Annotated in this window: 19 protein-coding genes and 1 tRNA gene; 16 read left to right on the top strand and 4 right to left on the bottom strand. The window is 66.1% G+C overall.

Annotated elements, in window-relative coordinates; translation table 11 throughout:
• Nucleotides 1-173 precede the first annotated feature (173 nt).
• From LCY71_RS02245 to LCY71_RS02170, 16 genes are all read left to right on the top strand, one after another.
• Nucleotides 174-2,033, top strand: coding sequence for a flippase activity-associated protein Agl23 (locus tag LCY71_RS02245; protein ID WP_225334739.1), 1,860 nt, complete (start codon nucleotides 174-176; stop codon nucleotides 2,031-2,033).
• Between the two features lie 75 nt (nucleotides 2,034-2,108).
• A complete protein-coding gene (locus LCY71_RS02240; protein WP_225334738.1) occupies nucleotides 2,109-3,299 on the top strand; it encodes a 5-(carboxyamino)imidazole ribonucleotide synthase in 1,191 nt (396 codons plus the stop codon).
• A 52-nt stretch (nucleotides 3,300-3,351) separates the two neighbouring features.
• Nucleotides 3,352-3,999 carry a 5-(carboxyamino)imidazole ribonucleotide mutase gene (gene purE / locus LCY71_RS02235; RefSeq protein WP_225334737.1) on the top strand — a complete coding sequence of 216 codons (648 nt, stop codon included), beginning with the start codon at nucleotides 3,352-3,354 and terminating at the stop codon, nucleotides 3,997-3,999.
• A gap of 174 nt (nucleotides 4,000-4,173) precedes the next feature.
• Nucleotides 4,174-4,581 carry an NADH-quinone oxidoreductase subunit A gene (locus tag LCY71_RS02230; protein ID WP_225334736.1) on the top strand — a complete coding sequence of 136 codons (408 nt, stop codon included), beginning with the start codon at nucleotides 4,174-4,176 and terminating at the stop codon, nucleotides 4,579-4,581.
• Nucleotides 4,582-4,583: 2 nt separating this feature from the next.
• The gene (locus tag LCY71_RS02225; RefSeq protein ID WP_225334735.1) at nucleotides 4,584-5,273 is read left to right on the top strand and encodes an NADH-quinone oxidoreductase subunit B; all 690 of its coding nucleotides are present in this window, start codon (nucleotides 4,584-4,586) and stop codon (nucleotides 5,271-5,273) included.
• Complete coding sequence (locus tag LCY71_RS02220) at nucleotides 5,270-6,949, top strand: NADH-quinone oxidoreductase subunit D (RefSeq protein ID WP_225334734.1); 1,680 nt, start codon at nucleotides 5,270-5,272, stop codon at nucleotides 6,947-6,949. Before LCY71_RS02225 ends, LCY71_RS02220 begins: the two co-directional genes overlap by 4 nt.
• On the top strand, nucleotides 6,949-8,001 hold the full coding sequence (locus tag LCY71_RS02215) for a complex I subunit 1/NuoH family protein (RefSeq protein WP_225334733.1): 1,053 nt from the start codon (nucleotides 6,949-6,951) through the stop codon (nucleotides 7,999-8,001). Before LCY71_RS02220 ends, LCY71_RS02215 begins: the two co-directional genes overlap by 1 nt.
• A gap of 46 nt (nucleotides 8,002-8,047) precedes the next feature.
• Nucleotides 8,048-8,509, top strand: a complete 462-nt coding sequence (locus LCY71_RS02210) for a NuoI/complex I 23 kDa subunit family protein (RefSeq protein ID WP_225334732.1) — start codon at nucleotides 8,048-8,050, stop codon at nucleotides 8,507-8,509.
• A gap of 421 nt (nucleotides 8,510-8,930) precedes the next feature.
• The gene (locus LCY71_RS02205; protein WP_225335868.1) at nucleotides 8,931-9,200 is read left to right on the top strand and encodes an NADH-quinone oxidoreductase subunit J; all 270 of its coding nucleotides are present in this window, start codon (nucleotides 8,931-8,933) and stop codon (nucleotides 9,198-9,200) included.
• On the top strand, nucleotides 9,197-9,517 hold the full coding sequence (locus LCY71_RS02200; RefSeq protein ID WP_225334731.1) for a proton-conducting membrane transporter: 321 nt from the start codon (nucleotides 9,197-9,199) through the stop codon (nucleotides 9,515-9,517). Before LCY71_RS02205 ends, LCY71_RS02200 begins: the two co-directional genes overlap by 4 nt.
• A complete protein-coding gene (gene nuoK, locus LCY71_RS02195; RefSeq protein WP_225334730.1) occupies nucleotides 9,514-9,816 on the top strand; it encodes an NADH-quinone oxidoreductase subunit NuoK in 303 nt (100 codons plus the stop codon). The genes LCY71_RS02200 and nuoK overlap by 4 nt, the downstream gene beginning before the upstream one ends.
• Before the next feature lies 1 nt (nucleotide 9,817).
• Nucleotides 9,818-11,863 (top strand): NADH-quinone oxidoreductase subunit L, encoded by a 2,046-nt coding sequence (nuoL, locus tag LCY71_RS02190; RefSeq protein ID WP_225334729.1) that lies wholly within the window; start codon nucleotides 9,818-9,820, stop codon nucleotides 11,861-11,863.
• Nucleotides 11,864-13,423, top strand: coding sequence for a complex I subunit 4 family protein (locus LCY71_RS02185; RefSeq protein ID WP_225334728.1), 1,560 nt, complete (start codon nucleotides 11,864-11,866; stop codon nucleotides 13,421-13,423). It begins immediately after the preceding gene.
• Complete coding sequence (locus LCY71_RS02180; RefSeq protein WP_225334727.1) at nucleotides 13,423-14,922, top strand: NADH-quinone oxidoreductase subunit N; 1,500 nt, start codon at nucleotides 13,423-13,425, stop codon at nucleotides 14,920-14,922. Before LCY71_RS02185 ends, LCY71_RS02180 begins: the two co-directional genes overlap by 1 nt.
• 546 nt (nucleotides 14,923-15,468) lie before the next feature.
• On the top strand, nucleotides 15,469-15,714 hold the full coding sequence (locus LCY71_RS02175) for a DUF7553 family protein (RefSeq protein ID WP_225334726.1): 246 nt from the start codon (nucleotides 15,469-15,471) through the stop codon (nucleotides 15,712-15,714).
• Between the two features lie 44 nt (nucleotides 15,715-15,758).
• Nucleotides 15,759-15,833, top strand: a tRNA-Val gene (locus LCY71_RS02170).
• Nucleotides 15,834-16,835: 1,002 nt separating this feature from the next.
• On the opposite strand, the gene LCY71_RS02165 is transcribed toward LCY71_RS02170, so the two are convergent.
• The 4 genes from LCY71_RS02165 to LCY71_RS02150 form a co-directional block, all read right to left on the bottom strand.
• A complete protein-coding gene (locus LCY71_RS02165; protein ID WP_225334725.1) occupies nucleotides 16,836-17,852 on the bottom strand; it encodes a tyrosine-type recombinase/integrase in 1,017 nt (338 codons plus the stop codon).
• Between the two features lie 493 nt (nucleotides 17,853-18,345).
• Complete coding sequence (locus LCY71_RS02160; protein WP_225334724.1) at nucleotides 18,346-18,630, bottom strand: DUF3006 domain-containing protein; 285 nt, start codon at nucleotides 18,628-18,630, stop codon at nucleotides 18,346-18,348.
• Complete coding sequence (locus LCY71_RS02155) at nucleotides 18,627-20,078, bottom strand: MBL fold metallo-hydrolase (RefSeq protein ID WP_225334723.1); 1,452 nt, start codon at nucleotides 20,076-20,078, stop codon at nucleotides 18,627-18,629. The genes LCY71_RS02160 and LCY71_RS02155 overlap by 4 nt, the downstream gene beginning before the upstream one ends.
• A gap of 130 nt (nucleotides 20,079-20,208) precedes the next feature.
• A complete protein-coding gene (locus LCY71_RS02150) occupies nucleotides 20,209-21,489 on the bottom strand; it encodes an endonuclease/exonuclease/phosphatase family protein (protein ID WP_225334722.1) in 1,281 nt (426 codons plus the stop codon).
• Nucleotides 21,490-21,567 lie beyond the last annotated feature (78 nt).

Genomic DNA, 21,567 nt, shown 5'->3' with positions numbered 1-21,567 from the left:
GGCGATCGGTCGCCCCAGGCCCCGCGGGGCGGGTTCTCGCCATTTAATACCACCAAGATATGTTGAATGTAATCATGGACCAGCAAATACCACGATCGCGTGGCCGGCCGCCGTTCCGATCGCGATCGGAGCGACCACAAGAATTCTAAATCCCGCCCGCCCCACTGAGGGTAATGGCATCGCCCGGCAGTCACGAGCGGCCGCGCATACGCTCTGAGCCTCGCGCGTGGGCGCGACAGCACGCCCTCACCGCGACGGGGCTCGTAGTCGCGATCACGGTCTTCGGGCTCGCCCTCCGGTTCGTCCTGCTGGGCGACAGGATCGCCCACTGGGACGAGGGGCGGGTGGGGTACTGGATCGTCTACTACCAGGAGACGGGGTCGTTCGCCTACCGGCGGATCATCCACGGTCCGTTCATCCAGCACGTCAACCGCTGGCTGTTCCCGATCCTGGGGGCAAACGACTTCACGATGCGCCTGCCGGTGGCGATCGTCGGCGGCCTGCTCCCGCTGACTGCGCTGCTCTTCCGCGAGCACCTCCGCCGGATCGAGATGGCCGTGATGGCGCTGTTCCTCGCGCTGAACCCCGTCCTGCTGTACTACTCGCGGTTCATGCGCAGCGACCTGCTGGTCGCGACCTTCATGTTCGCCGCGTTCGGAATGTTCGTCCGGTTCTACGACACGCGCCGCTTCCGCTACGTCTACGCCGCTGCCGCGCTGATGGCCGCCGGCTTCGCTTCCAAGGAAAACGCGATCATCTACGTCGCGACCTGGATCGGCGCCGCCGGGCTGCTCGTCGACCAGGCGCTGTATCGCCCGCGGGAGCACGGCAGCGGCGCCGGCCTGCTCCGGAGCAAGGTGTCGGCGGCGCGCGAGTGGACCAGTCAGGCGCCCGTGGCCGTCCGCGCCCGCGTCGTGGACTACGCGTTCCACCTCGTCGTGGCCGGCGTGCTGTTCCTCTTGCTCTCGCTGTTCTTCTACGCGCCCCGCGGGGCCGGCGTCGCCGGGCTGGAGTACCCACCGGCCGACCCCGCGACGACGCTCGGCTTCTGGGAGGCAGTCGCGAATCCGGTCCAGTTCCCGACGCTTGTCTCCGAGACGACCGACCGGGTCGTCGACCAGTTCGGTACCTGGATCACGCAGGCCGACGAGGCCGGGGACGACGAGTCTCTGACCTCGGTATACGCCGAGTTCCTCGGCCGCTACGTCGAGGTCATGGGCACGCGCGCGGCCGCGCTGTCGGTCTTCGCCGTCCTCGGGTTCATCTACGAGCGCTACGGGCGCGCCCGCTCGCGCAACCTCGTCATGTTCGCCGCCTACGGCGGGTTCGTCTCGGTGCTGGGCTACCCGCTGGGAACGGACATCTTCGGCGCCTGGATCGTCGTCCACGCGCTGGTCCCGCTGTCGATCCCCGCCGCCGTCGGCCTGGCTCGGGTCGTCGACTGGGGGCGCGAGGCGCTGGCGGCCGACGACCGCGTCGGCGTCGGTGCCGCAGCGGCCGTCCTTCTTGTGCTCCTCGCGCAGTTCGCCGTCTTCGGCGCACCGGCCGTGTACGTGAACGACCAGTCCGACTCGAACACGCTCGTCCAGTACGCTCAGCCCGGCGACACCCCCCGCGAGGAGCTACAGACCATCCGCGAGGTCGCCGCCGACGGGGACGGTGGCAACGACGTTCTCCTCTACTACGGCGAACCGGACGAACGCTACGACGACGGGTCGGCGCTGGTCGAGAAGAATCCGGCCGACTGGAACTCCTCACATCTGAACTACCGGCCGCTGTGCAGCAACTGGTTCAACACGCTCCCGCTGCCGTGGTACTTCGCGTCCGCGGACGCCGACGTGGCGTGCGAGCGCTCGGACAAGAACCTGAGCGTCCGCGCAGTCAACGACCAGCCGCCCGTCATCATCACCACCAAGACTGACTCCACCGTCCCGGAGGACGTCCTCTCGGAGAACTACGAGCGCGAGAGCTACGAGATGCGCAGCTACGGCACCGAGATGACCTTCTGGGTCCACGAGTCGCACGCCGAGTGAGACCGCTTGGACGCGGGAGCCGCGGATCGAGCGCGTGCAGCAACGTTTAACCGCGCCGACGGGAACGCTCCGGTAATGACGCTCTCCACACCGGGACCGACGCTGGGCGTGGTCGGCGGCGGACAGCTCGGGCGGATGCTCGCCGAGGCGGCCGCGCCGCTCGGCATCGAGGTGGTCGTCACCGACCCGACGCCCGACCCGCCGGCGGGGCCGGTCGCCCGCGACGCGCTGACCGGCGACTTCGACGACGAGGCGACCATCCGCGGCCTCGCCGAGCGCTCCGATTACCTCACGTTCGAGATCGAACTCGCCGACCCGGACGCCCTGGAGCGGGTCAGCGAGGAGACCGGGACTCCCGTCCACCCGAAGCCGGACACGCTGCGGCTGATCCAGGACAAGCTCGTCCAGAAGCGGGAACTCGCCGAGGCGGGCGTTCCGGTCCCCGAGTTCCGCCGGGTCGACAGCGAGGCCGACCTCCGAGGGGCCTGCGAAGAACTGGGCTACCCCGCAATGGTGAAGGCGCGCCGCGGCGGCTACGACGGCCGCGGGAACGTCCCCGTCGAGTCGCCCGACGACGTCGCAGAGGCGTTCGCGGAGATCGTCGACACTGCACAGGGCGCGACTCCGGAGGACCCCGAGGGCGTCGCGATGGTCGAGGAGATGGTCGACTTCGATCGGGAGGTCGCCATCATGGGCTGTCTCGGGGACGGCAAACAGGACGCCTTCCCCGTCACCGAGACGATCCACCGCGAGGAGATCCTCCGGGAGATGGTCGCCCCTGCCCGCGTAGGCGAGGCCGTGCGCGAGCGCGCACGAGAGGTAGCCCTCGACGTACTCGACGTCGTGGAGGGCCGGGGCGTCTACGGGATCGAACTGTTCCAGCACGGCGACGAGGTCCTCCTCAACGAGATCGCGCCCCGGCCGCACAACTCCGGCCACTGGACGATCGAGGGGTGTCACACCTCGCAGTTCGAGCAGCACGCCCGCGCCGTGACGGGACGCCCGCTCGGGACGACCGAGCAGCGCGCACCCACGGCGCTGGCGAACCTGCTCGGTGACGTCGCGGAGCGACAGGAGGCGACCATGTCGGGCGAGCAGGCCATCTTCGAGGCCGACCGCGCGCACCTCCACTGGTACGGCAAGCGCGAGGTGTACCGCCTGCGGAAGATGGGTCACGTGACGCTGGTCGGGGAGCCCGATGCGGACCGCGACGAGCTGGTCGAAGCGGTCGGCGCGCTGCGGGACGGGACGACGTTCCAGAACTGACCGCCGTTCCGTATCGCCCACACTTACAGTCGCCCCCCGCGCACGCCCGAACATGACCGCAGACTCCGTGCAGTCGCTGATCGACCAGCTGCGCGAGCAGGCCGAGATGGATCTGCCCGACGAGGAGACGCCGGACGTCGGGATCATCATGGGATCGGACTCGGACCTCCCGACGATGGCCGGCGGGAAGGGAAAGCGGCCGGGCGCGTACGCCGCGCTCGCGGAGGAACTCGGCTTCACGGAACAGACTGACTACGAGGACCCGCCAGAGGCGCGGTTCACCTTCGAGACGTTCGTCGTCTCGGCACACCGGACGCCCGAGCTCATGTACGCCTACGCGGAGACCGCCGCGGACCGCGGGCTCGACGTGATCGTCGCGGGCGCGGGCGGCAAGAGCGCGGACCTGCCGAACATGACCGCCTCCATCGCGTACCCGCTGCCGGTCATCGGCGTGCCGGTCCAGGAGAAGTCCGTCGACTCGGTGATCGGGATGCCCCAGGGCGCGCCGATCACGGCGGTCGACGCGGGCAAGTCGTTCAACGCCGCGCTGACCGCGGCCCAGATCCTCTCCCGTGAGCACCCGGAACTGCGCGAGCGACTGGTCGAGTACCACGACGGCCTCCAGGAGGGGGTCGGAGAGGCCTCCCGGGACCTCCACGAGCTGGGGACGCCGGGATTCAAAGCGGCGTACTGGGACTGAGACCGCCGGAGCGACGCCGGCTTCGGACCGGTTCGACCCGGTGCGAGCGAGGGTTTTTGCGGTCGCGGCCCCGAGATATGGTATCGGAGCGACGACCGACGAACCCCCGAGAATCGAAAGAATCAACCCTTATATGCCACCGGTCGCAATCGTCGCACGATAGGAGACTCTCGAATGACTAATTCATGGATCGCAATCGGCGCGCTCGCGCTGGTGGGGATCGCGATACCGGTGACTATGATGTCGGTATCGTACCTCCTCCGGCCGACCGTGCCTGAACAAGGGAAACGCGCCACCTACGAGAGCGGCGAGATCCCGACCGGCAGCAGCCGACGCATCAAGTTCAACATCCAGTACTACATGGTCGCGCTGCTGTTCCTCGTCTTCGACATCGAGACCGTCCTGATCTTCCCGTGGACGGTCATCTACGGAGACGCCGTCGCGCAGGTCGGTCTCGCGCGTGCGCTGTATCCCATGCTCGGGTTCCTCGGGATGCTCGCTCTCGGTCTCGGGTGGGCCTGGCGCAACGGCGCCGTCAAGTGGATTCGCAGCCCGCGCGCCACTCGGCAGGCTGAACACTAATCATGAGCAGTGACCAATCGACCCCCGGCGACGCACAGTCTACTCAGGAAGCCCGGATGGGCAGCGGTGCGGACAACCGGTTCAACTCGAAGCTGCGCGAGGCGTTCGGCTCGACGCCGTTCATCCTCACCAAGTTCGACAAGTTCATGAACTGGGTCCGGGGCTCGTCGATGTTCATGCTGCAGTTCGGGATCGCCTGCTGCAGCATCGAGATGATGCACACCTACGCGATCAAGCACGACCTGGACCGCTTCGGTGCCGGCGTGCCCCGGGCCTCGCCGCGGCAGGCGGACGTGATCATCGTCCCCGGGACGATCGTCTCCAAGTTCGCCCCGCGGATGAAGCGCGTCTACGACCAGATGCCCGAGCCCAAGTTCGTCGTCTCTATGGGCTCGTGTACCGTCTCGGGCGGTCCCTTCCAGGAGGGCTACAACGTCGTCAAGGGCGCCGAGGAGGTCATCCCCTGCGACATCCACGTCCCCGGCTGCCCGCCCCGCCCCGAGGCGCTCATCTACGGCGTCGCCAAGCTCCAGGAGCGGATCGCCAACGGCGAGTCCGCGCCCGTCACCGTCAAGCCCTACGAGCTGGAGCAGTTCGGCGACCTCGAGCAGGACGAACTCGTCCAGAAGCTCGCGGACCAGATCGACGAAGACGACCTCGTGATGCGCTACAACTGGGCTGATTCGCCATGAGCCTCGAACGCACCGACGCCGCCGGTGACGTCGTCGGCGTCACCGAGGACGGGCTGGACTACGATCGGCTGGAGGCCCTGCTCGGCGACAAGGTGATCGACCGGGAGGAGCATCTGAACGCCGAGGGCTTCGTCATCCGGCCGGACGACGTCCAGTCGGTCCTCTCGACGCTGAAGGAGCAGGCCGGCTTCGACCACTGCTCCTGCGTCACCGCCCAGGAGTACGAGGACCGGTTCGAGACGATCTACCACCTCAAGAAGTTCGAGGATCCGACCCAGGAACTGTCTGTTGTCGTCCCGACGACCAGGGGCGAGCCGGTCTCGGAGTCCGCGGCACCGGTCTTCGAGACGGCCGACTGGCACGAGCGGGAGGCCTACGACCTGCTGGGCGTCGAGTACGAGGACCACCCGGACCTCCGGCGGATCCTCCTGCCGGAGACCTGGCAGGGCCACCCGCTGCGGCGGGACTTCGATCAGGACCAGCCCCAGATCGTCCCGCTGCGCGAGCACGCCAACCCGATCCAGGAGGACCACAGGGACCCGGACGATCCGGACACGATGTTCGTCAACGTCGGGCCCCACCACCCGGCGACCCACGGCGTCCTTCACCTGAAGACGGTGCTGGACGGCGAGGAGGTCGCCGACGTCGAACCGGACATCGGCTACCTCCACCGCTGCGAGGAGCAGATGTGCCAGCAGGGCACCTACCGCCACCAGATCATGCCCTACCCCGACCGCTGGGACTACATCTCGGCGGGCCTGCTCAACGAGTGGGCCTACGCGCGGGCGGCCGAGGACCTCGCGGACATCGAGGTCCCCGAGTACGCCCAGGTCATCCGGACGATGGGCGCCGAGCTCTCCCGGATCGCCGCTCACATGCTGGCGGTGTCCACGTTCGCGCTGGACGTCTACGGCGACTTCACCGCCATCTTCCAGTACGGCGTCCGCGACCGCGAGGTCGTCCAGTCGATCCTGGAGGACCTGACCGGCCAGCGGCTGATGTTCAACTACTTCCGGCTGGGCGGGGTCGCCTGGGACGTCCCCCAGCCCCGCGAGGAGTTCTTCGAGAAGATCCGGGACTTCCTCGACGACCTGCCGGAGAAGCTCAACGAGTACCACGACCTCATCACGGGCAACGAGATCCTCCAGATGCGGACCATCGACACCGGCGTCCTCCCGCCCGAGGCGGCCAAGAACTACGGTGCGACGGGGCCGGTCGCTCGCGGCTCGGGGATCGACTACGACCTCCGCCGGGACGACCCCTACGGCTACTACGACGAACTGGAGTGGGACGTCATCACCGAGGACGGCTGCGACAACTTCTCGCGCCTGCTCGTTCGCATGCGCGAGGTCGAGGAGTCGGCAAAGATCATCGAGCAGTGCGTCGACCTGCTCGAGGACTGGCCCGAAGAGGAGCGCGACATCCAGGCCAACGTCCCGCGCACGCTCCGGCCGGACCCGGACACGGAGGTGTACCGCGCCGTCGAGGGCGCGAAGGGCGAACTCGGCATCTACATCCGCGCCGACGGCACGGACAAGCCGGCCCGGTTCAAGATCCGCAGTCCCTGCTTCTCGAACCTGCAGACGCTGCCGGTGATGTCCGAGGGCGAGTACGTGCCCGACATGGTCGCGTCGCTCGGTAGCCTCGACATCGTGCTCGGGGAGGTGGATCGCTGATGCAGGCGGCGCCGCTCCCCGAGACGCTGGCGGACCTGCTCGGCCTGGACCCCTCGAACCCGGGCGTCCTCGCCGTGCTGAGCATCGTCGGTGCGACCATCATCGGCACGATCATGCTGCTGAACGCGGCGCTTGCGGGCCCGTGGGCCAAGCGGAAGATCACCGCCGCGTTCACCGACCGCATCGCCGTCAACCGGCACGGTCCCGCCGGCCTGCTGATCATCGTGGCCGACGCCGTCCGACTGATATCGAAGGAGCTGATCGTGCCGGACGGCGTCGACCGCCCCGCCTGGGACCTCGCGCCGCTCGTCATCGCGTCCTCGGCGCTGCTTGGCTTCGCCGTCATCCCCATGGGCAGCGGCATCCACCTCGCCGATCCCGAGGCCGGCCTCGCGTACGTGTTCGCGGTGGCCTCGATCGCCTCGCTCGGGCTGGTGATGGCCGGCTACGCCTCGAACAACAAGTACTCGTTCCTCGGCGGCCTGCGCGCGGTCGCGCAGAACCTCGCCTACGAGATCCCGCTGATCCTGACGGGCGTGTCCGTGGTGCTGTTCGCGGGCACGCTCCAGATGAGCGGGATCGTCGCGGCCCAGGCGGAGACGCTGGTCTCGATCGCCGGGATCGACATCCCCGCGTGGTACGCCTTCGTGAACCCCTTCGCGTTCGTCCTGTTCATGATCGCGAATCTCGCCGAAGTGGGCCGCAACCCCTTCGACATCCCGGAGGCGCCGACGGAGATCGTCGCCGGGTACCAGACCGAGTACTCGTCGGTGTACTTCGTGCTGATCTACCTCGGCGAGTTCGTCCACATCTTCCTGGGCGGCGCCATCGTGGCGACTATCTTCCTGGGCGGCCCCGCCGGTCCCGTCCTGCCCGGGATCGTGTGGTTCCTGATCAAGATCTGGGGCGTGTTCATGTTCACGCAGTGGGCCCGCTCCGCGGTGCCCCGCGTCCGGATCGACCAACTGATCACGATCGGGTGGAAGGGCCTGCTCGTGCTGGCCTTCGCCAACCTGATCCTCACGGCGGTCATCGTCGGGGTGATCGTCTGATGCGCGATCTGCTTCGTCCGACTGCGACAACCGGAGGTGACCAACAATGATCGGCGTCCTCAAATCAATGGCAACGACGATGAAGCACGCGCTGGACGGTGAGACGTTCACCGTCGAGTACCCGGAGACCACTCCGGAGGTGAGCCCGCGCTTCCGCGGGGTCCACAAGTTCAGCCAGGAGCGGTGTATCTGGTGTCGGCAGTGCGAGAACGTCTGTCCGAACAATACGATCCACATCGTCACCGACGATCAGCGCAACGGCGAGCAGTACAACCTCCACATCGGCCAGTGCATCTACTGCCGGCTGTGCGAGGAGGTCTGTCCCGTCGACGCCATCCTACTGACCCAGAACTTCGAATTCACCGCGGACACGAAGGACGACTTCGCCTACAACAAGGAGCAACTGAAGAACGTCCCCTGGTACAAGGACATCGACCCGCTGCAGTCCCGCGAGCCCGACCGGGGTGCGTGGATCGGCGAGGGAGAGGGCGACATCGACTACCAGTAGTCGGTTCCAGCATCCGCCGAGCGCACTCCGCGCGCGAGGCGGTTCACCGCGACGAGCGAAGCGAGTCACGAGTCGTTTTTCGCCCACGTTTTTGCGAGGAGCGGTCGCCGCAGGCGACCCGACGAAGCAAAAAGGTGGAGGACACCCACCCGCTGCAGTCCCGCGAGCCCGACCGGGGCGCGTGGATCGGCGAGGGCGACATCGACTATAGTAGAAATTGACACTATTCACACATCGAAGGGTGCCCCGGGTGCCCTTCGAGTGTGTCAGTGCGTTCAATTTCTACTATACCAGTAACCGGGGGTCAGTTTTGTTTCGCGCACGCTCGATTCGTTAGGGGCTGGTATCGGCGCCATTTCCCGGCTGTGACGAGACGAAAGAGGAATATTCAAAAGCCAGCCGACGGGAGAGTCCACTAATGATGGGACTGTACGAGACGATCGCGTTCGCGCTGTTCGCGATAGTGACCGTCGCGAGCAGCTTGGGCGTCGTGCTCGTGCGCGACGTCTGGCACTCGGCGCTGCTGCTGGGCGTGGCGCTGCTCAGCGTCGCGGTCCACTACGTGATGCTGCGCGCCGAGTTCGTCGCTGCGATGCAGGTCCTCGTGTACGTCGGCGGCGTGTTGATCCTGGTCACCTTCGCGGTGATGCTCACCCGGAAAGACGAGAGCGTCCTCGAGGTGGCGACATGAGCCGCCCCCAGCTCGGCACCGAGTCGACGCTGCTGCCGGGGCTGGCCGCCGTCGCGCTGTTCGTCGTCATGGCGGCGGCCTTCCTGAACGCGTCGTTCCCGGAGCCGACTGGCTTCGGCGCCGACGCGGCCATCGTGCGCAGCATCGGCGCGGCGCTGTTCGACATCGACCCCGCGGCCGTGACGGGCGACGGCGCGGCGGTCGCCAGCGAGGGCTTCCTCGCGGCCTTCCTCCTGATCGCCGTGCTGCTGGACGCGGCGCTGGACGGGTCGGTCATGCTGGCCAAGCGCGACGACGAGGGAGGTGACGGACAGTGATCCCATCACAGTACTACCTCCTGCTGTCGGCGGCGGTGTTCTGCATCGGCGTGTTCGGCGTGCTGACCCGCCGGAACGCCCTGATCTTCCTGATGTCCGTCGAACTGATCCTCAACGCCGCCAACATCAACCTGGTGGCCTTCTCGCTCCAGTACGGCAACCTCACCGGCCAGGTGTTCGCGCTGTTCGTGATGGCGCTGGCCGCCGCCGAGGTCGCCGTCGGCCTGGGGATCATCCTGGTGCTGTACCGCAACTTCGCGGACGTGGACGTGACCGAGGCGGCGACAATGAGGTGGTAACATGAGTGCATTCGACTACGCTCCCGCGATCGCGCTGCTCCCGTTCGCATCGTTCCTCGTCGCGCTGTTCCTCGGCAATCGCATGCCCAAGCGGGGCGCGCTTGCCGGGATCGCAGCGACGGGCGGATCGCTCCTGCTGTCGGCCTGGGTCGCGCTGACCGTTGCCGGCGGCCAGACGTACAACGAGACGCTGTTCACGTGGGTCACCGGGATCGACAGCCTCACGCTGAACCTGGGGATCCTGATCGACCCGCTGACGGCGCTGATGTTGCTGATCGTCTCGCTGATCAGCCTCCTCGTGCACGTCTTCTCGCTGGGGTACATGAACGACGAGGGGGAGACGGGCCTGCCGCGGTACTACGCCGGCCTCGGCCTGTTCACCTTCTCGATGCTCAACTTCGTGTACGCCAGCAACATCCTGATGGCGTTCATGTTCTTCGAGCTGGTGGGACTGTGCTCGTTCCTCCTCATCGGCTTCCACTTCCGGGAGGAGGCCCCGCCGAGCGCGGCGAAGAAGGCGTTCCTGGTCACTCGCTTCGGTGACTACTTCTTCCTGGTCGGCGTCGCCGGCATCTTCGCCACCTTCGGCACGGGCGCGTTCGCCGGCGACGGCTCGTTCCCGGTGCTGGCCGAGCACGCGCTCGTCGACGGCGAGACCGAGGCGCTGAACCTCTTCGGCTTCGACCCCCAGACCTGGTTCACGATCCTCGGGCTGCTCGTGCTGGGCGGCGTGATCGGCAAGTCCGCCCAGTTCCCGCTGCACACGTGGCTGCCCGACGCCATGGAGGGTCCGACCCCGGTCTCGGCGCTGATCCACGCGGCGACGATGGTCGCGGCCGGCGTCTACCTCGTCGCGCGCATGTACGGGTTCTACGCCCTCTCGCCGACGACGCTGGCGATCATCGCACTGGTCGGCGGCTTCACGGCGCTGTTCGCGGCGACGATGGGCGTCGTCAAGCAGGAACTCAAGCAGGTGCTCGCGTACTCGACCATCTCTCAGTACGGGTATATGATGCTCGCGCTGGGGACCGGCGGCTACGTCGCCGCGGTCTTCCACCTGACGACCCACGCGGTGTTCAAGGCGCTGCTGTTCCTCGGCGCCGGGTCGGTCATCATCGCGATGCACCACGAGGAGAACATGTGGGAGATGGGCGGCCTGAAAGAGCGCATGCCCGTCACTTACTGGACGTTCCTCTCCGGGTCGCTGGCGCTGGCGGGTATCGTGCCCTTCGCCGGCTTCTGGTCGAAGGACGAGGTGCTCTACGAGGCGCTGAACCACGGGATCGGCACCGAGGGCGGCCTCGGCACCGTGATGCTCGCTGCCTACGCGATGGGTCTGCTCTCGGTGCTGTTCACGGCCTTCTACACCTTCCGGATGGTGTTCCTGACCTTCCACGGCGAGCCCCGGACCGAGACGGCCCGGAGCCCTCACGGCGTCCGCTGGAACGTCAAAGGCCCGCTGAGCGTGCTTGGGATCCTGGCCGCGACGGTCGGGTTCATCAACATGGTTCCCGTGCAGGAACTGACGGGGATCCACCTCGAGTTCCTCCACGACTGGCTGCTCGGTCCCGAGGAAGGCGGCTGGCCGGCCGAGTTCGTGACGGGCGCCCACCACTACGAAGTGCTCCTCGAGGAGGTCGCAGGCGTCCACCCCGCCGGGCTGAGCGCGCTCGTGCCCGGCGCGATCTCGCTGGCGCTGGCGCTGGTCGGCGTCGGCCTCGCGTGGTCGCTGTACAACGTCGACCGGCCGGTCGAACACACGGACAAGCTAGGATCGATCAAGACGGTGCTCATGCACAACTACTACCAGGACGAGTATCAGGTGTGGCTCGCGACGGGCGTCACGTACCCACTGGCTCGCGCCGCGGACAAGTTCGACCAGGGCGTGGTCGACGGCGTGGTCAACGGGATCAGCAGCGTCAGTCTGTTCTCCGGCGGTCGCGTCCGCCGGATCCAGTCGGGCGTGGTGACCAACTACGCGCTCCTCGTGACCACGGGGCTGGTCGTGTTGCTGGTCGCCTTCGGCGTCCTCGGGGGGTGGTTCTGAATGTGGATCGCTGCCCTCCTCGCGGTGACGTTCCTGGGCGCCTGCGTGACGTTCCTGGCGCCGGACCGCTATGCGGGCAAGGTGGCGACGGCGATCAGCGCCGTCCCCGCAGTCGGATCGCTGTACATGTACTGGGTGTACCTGACCCAGTACGAGACCACCGGGAACGCCCTGCTCGGCGGTGACGCCGCCTTCGCACAGACCGTCGAGTGGTTCGAGATCGCCGGATTCTCCGTCCAGTACTCGGTCGGGCTGGACGGCGTCAGCATGCCGCTGCTCACGCTGACGGCCGTGCTGACGACGCTCGCGCTGATCAGTTCGTGGACGCCCATCGACGACCGGCAGTCCCAGTTCTACGGGCTGATGCTCCTGATGGAGACGAGCCTGATCGGGGTCTTCGCGGCGCTGGACTTCCTGCTGTGGTTCGTCTTCTGGGAGGGCGTCCTCATCCCGATGTACTTCCTCATCGGCGTGTGGGGCGGCCCGCGCCGGAAGTACGCCGCGATCAAGTTCTTCGTGTACACGAACGTGGCGTCGCTGATCATGTTCGTGGGCTTCTTCGCCCTCCTGTTCGGTCTGGGCGACTCCATCTCGTCGCTGGGCCTGGCGGAGATCACGGCCGCGCTGACCGGCGGCGAGCTGTCGGCGCTGGCCGGCATCGAGCCGGCGACGCTGAAGGTGCTGGCCTTCGTGGCCATGTTCTTCGGGTTCGCGGTGAAGGTGCCCGTCTTCCCGCTGCACACCTGGTTGCCCGACGCTCACGTCGAGGCACCGACGCCGGTGTCGGTCATGCTGGCCGGCGTCCTCCTGAAGATGGGGACTTACGCGCTGCTGCGGTTCAACTTCACGATGCTGGGTGACGTCGCGCGCGGCGAACTCGTCGCGTGGATGCCCTACGCCATCGCGGCGATCGGCGTGCTCAGCGTCATCTACGGGGCGATGCTCGCGCTGGCCCAGCGCGACCTCAAGCGGATCGTGGCCTACTCGTCGATCTCGTCGATGGGTTACGTCATCCTGGGGCTGGTCGCCTTCACGCCCCACGGCATGGGCGGGGCGACGTTCCAGATGATCTCCCATGGCCTGATCTCCGGGCTGATGTTCATGGCCGTCGGCGTCATCTACAACACGACGCACACGCGCATGGTGGGCGACATGTCCGGGCTGGCCGACCGGATGCCCTGGACGGTGGGCATCTTCGTGTCGGCGGCCTTTGGCTACATGGGTCTGCCGCTGATGTCCGGCTTCGCCGCGGAGTACCTGGTGTTCGTCGGGTCGTTCGGCGCGCCGACGCTGGGCACCGCGGCGCCGCTGTTCACCGCGGCCGCGATGTTCGGCATCGTGATCGTCGCGGGGTACCTGCTGTGGGCGATGCAGCGGTCGATCTTCGGGCCCTTCCGCCTGGAGACCGACTACGACGTCGGCCCGGCCCCGCTACACGACGTGGCGCCGCTGGCAGTCCTGCTGTTGCTGGTCATCGCACTGGGGGTCGCGCCGGACCTCTCGTACCGGATGATCCAGCACGCGGTTAACCCGATCCTCGAAGTCGGAGGTGGTGTCTGATGGTGCAACTCCCAACGTGGGCGGCGCTCGGGCCGTCGCTGGTGCTCGGCCTCACGGCGCTCGTCCTCTTCGTCGTCGACAGTATCGACCCGGACTCCGAAAACGTCGGTCTGCTGGCCGGAATCGCCGGTCTGGGGACCTTCACGGCCGCCGGGACCAGCGTCTGGTACCTGATCTCGGGAACCGGCCTGCCGACCGAGCAGGGCGGCCGCGGAGTCGTCGACCTGTTCGCCGGCCAGCTGATCGTCGACCAGATGGCGCTGTTCGTCGGCTTCATCGTCGCCAGCGTAGCGTTCCTGGTCGTGCTGGCGAGCTACGACTACCTTGAGGGGCTGGCCTACCAGGCCGAGTTCTACTCGCTGGTGATGCTGGCCGCGACCGGCATGACGCTACTCGGGGCGTCCAACAGCCTCGCGACGGCCTTCATCAGCCTCGAACTGGCCTCGCTGCCCTCGTTCGCGCTGGTGGCCTTCCTCAAGCACAACAAGGGTAGCGTCGAGGCGGGCCTGAAGTACTTCCTCGTGGGCGCGCTGTCCTCCGGGATCATGGCTTACGGCATCTCGCTGGTGTACGCCGCTACCGGATCGCTCCAGTTCGGCGCCGTGGCCGAGGCACTCGGCGACGCGCCGGCCAGCGTCCTCGGCGTCGGCATCATGATGTTGATCGGCGGCGTCGCCTACAAGACATCCAGCGTCCCGTTCCACTACTGGGCGCCGGAGGCCTACGAGGGGGCGCCCGCGCCCATCTCGGCGTTCCTCTCGTCGGCGTCGAAGGCCGCGGCCTTCGTGCTCGGCTTCCGCGTGTTCGTCACCGCGTTCCCCATCGGCACCGTTGCGGGCACCATCGACTGGGTGCTCGTCTTCCAGGTGCTCGCCGTGGCGACGATGACGCTCGGTAACTTCGCGGCGGCCACCCAGGAGCGGGTCAAGCGGATGCTGGCCTACTCCTCGATCGGTCACGCCGGGTACGTGCTGATCGGGCTGGCCGCGCTGACCAGCGGCGCCGACCACTCGTCGGTGCTGGGCGCCGGCATGGCTCATCTCCTGGTCTACGGCTTCATGAACACGGGCGCGTTCCTGTTCATCGCCCTGGCCGAGTACTGGGACGTCGGCCGGACCTTCGAGGACTACAACGGCCTCGGCAGCGAGGCGCCGCTGGCCTGTGCCGCCATGACCGTCTTCCTGTTCAGCCTGGCCGGCCTGCCTATCGGCGGTGGCTTCTGGTCGAAGTTCTACCTGCTGATGGCGACGGTCAACTCCGGGACGTGGATCCTGGGCGCGGCGCTGATCGTCAACAGCGCGCTCAGCCTGTTCTACTACTCCCGGGTCGTCAAGGCCATGTGGATCGAGGACCCGGTCGACGGCGGGTTCGACATCGACCACTACCCGGTGGGACTGTACACCGCCATCGTCTCGGCCGCCGTGATCACCTTCGGGCTCCTGTTCGGCTTCGGCGGCGTCTCCGCCGTCGCAGAGAGCGCCGCCGGTCTTCTGGTGTAATCGGCGCGCCTCTCGGCTTCGACTGCCTTTCGCCGGCTCGCGTCGAGTTCGCGATTCTGCCGTTCGGCTTCTCGCGATGTGCGTACTCGTCGCTGGCGAACCTCGCGCCGCTTACTATAGTAGAAATTGAAACGATTTACACGTCGAGGGGCTTCCGGGTGCCCCTCGAGTGTGTCATTGCGTTCAATTTCTACTATAGCTACTCGTGACTGGCGAAAATGGGGACGGCGTCGGGGTGAGATGCCCACGGAAGTCCCCGACGCGGTGGGACCGATACTGCCTGGCTGGGACCCCTCGATGCTCACGGAGAGGGGAACTGGCTGACGATTCTGGCTGGCGGACGGCCCGGCGCGTCTCTCGGCCACTGGAGGACTTCCACTGATCGTCCTCCGTACCCTCCGACGCCTGCGCTGCAGCGGACCACGGCAGACGTGTGTGCGGTCGTCGTATCTCCCGCCCGCCGGCGGATTTAGGTTTGCCTAAAACATACAAGTATCTTCCGGTGTCGCCACAAGGACTTTATTCGTTGCCTGCGTAAGGACAGATATGAACCGGCACTTCGAAGACGCGCGATACTACCTCAAGCGCGCCGGCGAGATGGCCCTGAAGGGCGTGCGCGACGAACTGGAGCCCGTCGAACAGCGAGCCCGCGAGCTGACTGGCCGCGAGGAGGAACCGGAACCCACCCGCGCGGAGAAGGCCCGGACCGACGTCGACCGGGTCCGGGCGAAAGTCGAACGGGAAGTCGAGGACGCCGTCACCACCGCCCGTGAACGGTTGGCGTCGCGGTGAGGGAAGGCAATTCTTAAGTCGTCGCTCCGATTAGCCGCAGGTGCGGGTTGGTGATCTAGTCCGGTTATGATACCTCCTTCACACGGAGGACGTCGGCGGTTCAAATCCGCCCCAACCCATACGCTCACTTCCTATACCTTCCGTAGTTAATCGCAAGACGGGGCCGAAGTGCTATTGCACCCGGTTTGGAACCCATGAAGGTGCTTCCCAATTCTGTGGCGAACCACCATACGGCACCGAATTACGCCTTTAGGTAGAATCTGAGTATCGTATATTCTAAGCCAATCGGAAAGGAATATCGCCTGTGTTCAAACTGGGGAATCAGGTCCATCAAAAGATGCATTGAGCCGAGGAGTACCGTTGCCTCTATGCACTGTTCCTCAGGTCAGAATATGCGGCTCTGGTGAAATCATCAGCAGCTGATGGTTTCAGATCTTTTTGATCAGTATTGAGAGTCTAAGGAACATCTGATCCTCTGTGTCTCCCTGAAACAAAAAGTGCACCATGAGTCCAGAGATTACTTCAGCCGACGCCTATTTAAGCCATGCCGGGTCTGCAGAATTTATGAAGCTAAGCCCACAGAAATTGCTGCTACTCCCCGTCGCAATCTTCGTCGCTATCGTCGTTGGGATTCCGGTTTCATCAGCCAGGTCCGACGCGGCTTTGCCGCTGATTGCTGAGTGTTCCAAAGGACTGTCTGCGTTCTCATCTACCCCACCAAGTTCGGGTGCAATAGCGGCGTTTGTGCAGTGTTCGACCGGTGTCATTCTCATCCTGACTATCCCGGGTGCGGTCGGTATCGGACTGATGGTTCTTAGGAACTGATTGCAGATCACCAATGAAGCTTGTCTGACCGAGGGGCGGGTCGAAGACACCATGGGGACGTTTTGGATGCTCCTCACGATCATGAGCAATGAGCACACCTACGTATCGGAGGTTTCACGCTCAATTATGACTAAACGATAATATTTCAACTGAGTCAAAAGGTTGCTCGTAAGCCGCCCACTGGGCTACACCGTAGCTTTTGCCCGCAGCTGGAAGAGCCTCGATGAGTGTGGTTTCAGATCAGTCTGGTATCATCCCCGACTACTGCGGTCCTCGAAGGGTGTCTGTGTTGACCCTCAGTCCATCTTGAACATTTCTCGACGCAGGTTCCGCTTCTCCGACTCAGTTCGGGCATCGTAGTGTTCATCAAGCGTGTTTACGGAGACATTCATCCGCTCACTGATGAGTTCCTTCCGGTGTCCTTCGTTCAACCAATGAGTGATCGCTCCACGTCGGATAGGGTGGGGACTGACTGAACCAGGACACTTCGAGGCAGCGCGGTAGTCTTGGTTTGCTTCGCACTCATCCAGATCCCGTCTATGGGGACACTCCCCTGTGTAGTGACATGGGCGCGTAAGCCGCCGTATGTGCATCCGCAAGTTTGACCGCACCATACGGCCATGCCGAGACGAGAACAGTGGTGTGCGTCCATAGTCGTCCGTCACATCCTCGTGATGCATCTGGAGGTAATCGTCGAGAATCTCGCAAGCCCACGAGTGCAGGTTAATCTCTCGCTGACCGTCATGCTTGTTCTTCAGTGGGGTTCCCTTGTCCGGTCTATGAGCGACCTCAATGTACTGATCCGTAGAGTTGTAATCCTCAACGTCGACCGCGCGGGCTGCCCCAAGTCTCATCCCAGTATCCCACAGTAATGCAAAGAGAGCGTGCCGAAGAGTAGCGTATTCGAAGTTATCGAGGTAGTCGAGAATGTGGTCTGCACGGTCGGCATCCAGCATCTCGGAGCGTACCTTGTCGTCCGGTTCGTTCAGAACCATATCGTCTACTATCCACGACTCGACAAGCCCCATTGAGCTACACCAGCTGAGGAATGCCCGAAGTGAACTCAGGTTATTGTAGAGGGTCACTTCGTTGATTCCGCTCTCGCGTCGATACTGCTTGAAGTCAGAGATATGGAAGCCATCTATCTCACAAATGTTGTCTAAGCCATCCTCCTCACAAAATTCGAGGAATCGGTTGAGAGTAGAGCTGTTGTTGTAGTACGATGAGTCAGCCCACTCCGGTTTCTTTTCTGTGAGGTATCGGTTTACGGCCCGTTCAGGCTTCATCTGGGTTCGGCTGTTGTCTTTTGACATTGTTGACTCTCAACCCAGTGCCCGCCCGTGTGATCCACACATGTTATGCACCCAACTTCACCACTTGGCGGTCAGGCGCGAACGGCCATACTGTTTGATTTGGCCGGCGTGAGCGCCTGACGTCGGCGGTTCAAATCCGCCCCAACCCATTTTTGACGACACAACACCGCGAGCGCCAGCGAGCGGTCCGTGTCGTCAAAATGGTCGATGAGGATTTGAAGTAGGGAGGAGCGTCGCTCCGACCGTAGTTCAAATCCGCCGGGAGAGCTTTGCTCTCCCGAGCCCTCGCTCACTCCGCTCGCGAGGACGCCCCAACCCACTTCTGCTGAAAACAACACCGCGAGAGCCTTTCATGGCTCTCGTTGCCTCTTTCGGCTGTGTGGGTCACGAGGATTTGAACCCAGGAAGACGAACGGAGTGAATCTTGCTCCGGTTCAAATCCGCCGAGAGAGCGACGGCCCGGCGCGGTTCGAAGCCCTCCTTCAGGGACGCTTCACTCGCCGTCGCCCGGCGGCCGCTCCGAGAGTCGATCGAACCGGTCCTGAGCGTCCGCCCGCCGTTCCTGCGTCGTCGCCTCGTCGTACCACGCGTCGACAAGCCGGTCGGCCTCGACCACGATTTCGTACACGGCACCCTCGTGCTGGCCGTCCTCCGGCAGCGACGCCTCGTCGACCACCAGTTCGTATCGACCTTCGTCGCCGTTCAGTTCCATCGTCGCGAGGCCGTCCTCGATCCGGTCCACGACCGCGTCGTATCTGTCGTCGGGGATCTCGGTCATGAGTACGCCTCCGTCAGGACGCGATCGCCGTCGGCGTCCGTGACGATCACCGTGTCGCCGTTGTTGTTCCAGACGGGTGACCCTTGCCCCCAGTAGCGGTCCGTCTCGGTGTCGGACCCGCTCCCGGTGTGCAGCGTGACGCTGTCGTCCGGATCGATCGTGACGCCGTCGGGGAAGGCGTAGGTGTGGCCGGCGTCGTCCGCCACTTCCCAGCCGGAGAGGTCGAGCGAGGCGTCGCCGACGTTCTCGAAGACGACGTACTCGTCGTTCAGGTTCTCGCGGTCGTCGCCGGCGGCGTCGGCGTGGACCTCCGCGACGGCCAGGTCGCCGTCACCGGCCTCGGTGACCGTCGCGGTCGGCGTTCCGCCGTCGGTCGCGACCGGGGTGTCAACCTCACTGCCGACGTCGGCCTCGTAGGTCGCGCGCCGTTCCAGGGAGCCGGACGCGTCGGGCGCTATCGGGTCCCCCTCGTACAGCGACCGCGGATCGGTGGGGGCCTCCGCCTGCGTCCACGCGGTCACGGTCTCGCCGTCGCTCTCCAGGAGGACGTCCCCGTGAGTCGCGGTCCAGTACGCGTCGACGTCGCGCTCGGCCAGCCGCGTCAGCGTCTCGTTGTGGGGGTGTCCGTACTCGGAGTCGTACGCGCTGGAGACGACGGCGACTTCGGGACCGACCGCGTCGAGGAACGCCCCGGTGTTGCTGGTCGCGCTACCGTGGTGACCGACCTTGAAGGCCGTCGCGCCGATATCGTCCCCGTATCGCTCGACGAGGTACTCCTCGTGGGTGGCCTCGGCGTCGCCGGTGAACAGGAAGCCCGTCTCACCGTACCGGAGGCGAAGCGTGAGGCTGTTCTCGTTCCGGTCACCGCTCTCGTGGTAGGGCTCGGGTGGCCCCAGGACCGAGACGTTCACGCTCTCCATGGGGATCCGGTCGCCTGCGCGCGTCTCGTAGAGCGTGACGTCGTGTTCCTCGACGGCGTCGAGGTACTCCTCGTAGGTCTGCGTACTCGCGGCGAGGCCGGGATCGTAGACGGCGCCGACGCCCTCTTCTTCGGTCTCGTAGTGGTCGATGATCGCCGCGTGGCCGCCGACGTGGTCGGCGTGGCCGTGCGTGGTGACGAGGTAGTCGATGCGGTCGATGCCGCGGGCGTCGAGGTACTCGAGGACGCGCTTGCCGTCCTCGGTGAAGTCGCCGGAGTCGATCAGCATCGTCTCGTTCGTCGGGCCGACCACGAGCGTGCTGTCCCCCTGGCCGACGTCGATGTGATGGACCTCCAGCGTTCCGTTTCCGTCGGCAGCGGTCGTGGCGGAGGACGCCGTCGCGTTCGCCGACGCGCCGACGCCGCCCCGGTCGGGACCGGCCCGAGAGTCGACCGCTCCCCCGACGCAGCCGGCGAGCACGAGCAACGCGGCGACGGCGGCGACGCGTGCCGGTCGAGAGGGAGTCACGTCCGCGCAAGGGGCCCCACGGACAAGGCGGGGAAGCTTGTGATAGCAAGGGCGATTTCACGGAAGCGCGTGCGCTCACGCCGGCCGCGTACGTCGACAGCGCGACCGTTGCCGGCCGAACGAGCGAGGCTCACGTCCGCCCGTTCCGGCGGTACAGTGCGAGCGCCGCGAGCGCGAACGAGCCGACGCCGGCGACGCCGAAGAACGGGAGCCGTTCGAACACCCAGAAGCCGGACCCCGATGCGGGAGCGGCGTCCGTTCTCGCGGCCGTCGGGGTCGCAGTGGCGGACTCGGTCGGCGCGGGCGTCGGCGTCCCGGCGCTCACCGCGACGGTCGCGACGACGCCGGCGTGGTCACTGGGCCAGGTCTCGACGGTTTCGCCGCCGACCTCGGCCGAAACGCGGGACTCCGAATCGGCACCGACGCGCTCGGCGTCGGTCGGTTCGAGAGGTCCGCGGACGAACACGTGATCGATCCGTCGGGAGAACTCGGCGTCGTCGTTCCGGAGGTCGCTTGCGTGGCAGCAGGTGGCGCCCGCGCCGTCGTCGCCGCGGACGGACGCGTGGGCGTCGTCGAACGACTCGACCAGCCGGTCGTAGGCGGCCCGCGGTCCGCCGGGGCCGCTGTTGAGGTCGCCGGCGAGCGCGACCGGGCGGTCCTCCGGCAGGAGGGCGAGCAGCTCGTCGGCCTGCTCCCGGCGGACGCCGTCCGCGGTCGACTCCAGGTGAGCAGCCGCGACCGTCACGTCGGCCCCGCCGACGGCGAGGTCGACGAGGCAGAAGCCCCGCCGGATCGGGACGTCGACGCCGTCGAAGGCGTACCGGTACGTCGCGTCGAACGTGTCGGCGTAGGTCCCGTCCACGTCGGCGTCGCTTCGGACGAGCACGGCCGTCCGGTCGGTCAGCCTGACGTCGGCGCGGCCGTCCGGGCGGTCGGCGGGCACTTCGAGGTCGGTGGTGACGGTCGAGGCGGCGACCTCGTAGTCCAGCCCGCGTTCGGACAGGCGGTCGGTGAGCAGGGCCAGCAGGTCGACCACCTCGCGATCGGCGTTCGGGACGGGAGCGTCCGCGAAGTCGCTCTCGGACTGGACGCGTATCAGCGCGGCTTCCTGAAGCGCGACGACGTCGGGGTCGGTCGCTTCTACCTCGGCCGCCAGCGCGTCGGCGCGGGCCTCGTAGGGATGGGAGCGGACCTCGTCGAGCATCTCGCCGGCGATGCGGGCGACGTCGTCCATCGAGTCGGCGCCGAACAGCCGCGCGAGGTCGACGCCGGTGTAGCAGTTGCGCGTCAGGACGGTCAGCGTCGGCGTCGCCGCGACCGCCGGGGCGGCCCCCGCGGCGGCCAGCCCCGCGACGCCGCCGAGGAGCGCTCGCCGGGAGCAGGCGATCCGGTCGGAGTCCGGCGGTTTCATTTGGCTATACCAGCGCGACGGTATGCAAAAGGATACGGGTCAGATGCGGGCGCATTGCGATGCAAGAAGCTACCACTT

The sequence above is a fragment of the Halomicrobium urmianum genome (genome assembly GCF_020217425.1).
Lineage (GTDB): Archaea > Halobacteriota > Halobacteria > Halobacteriales > Haloarculaceae > Halomicrobium > Halomicrobium urmianum.
Note: the sequence above shows the minus strand (reverse complement) of the source record. Positions and strands in the feature narration are given on the sequence as shown.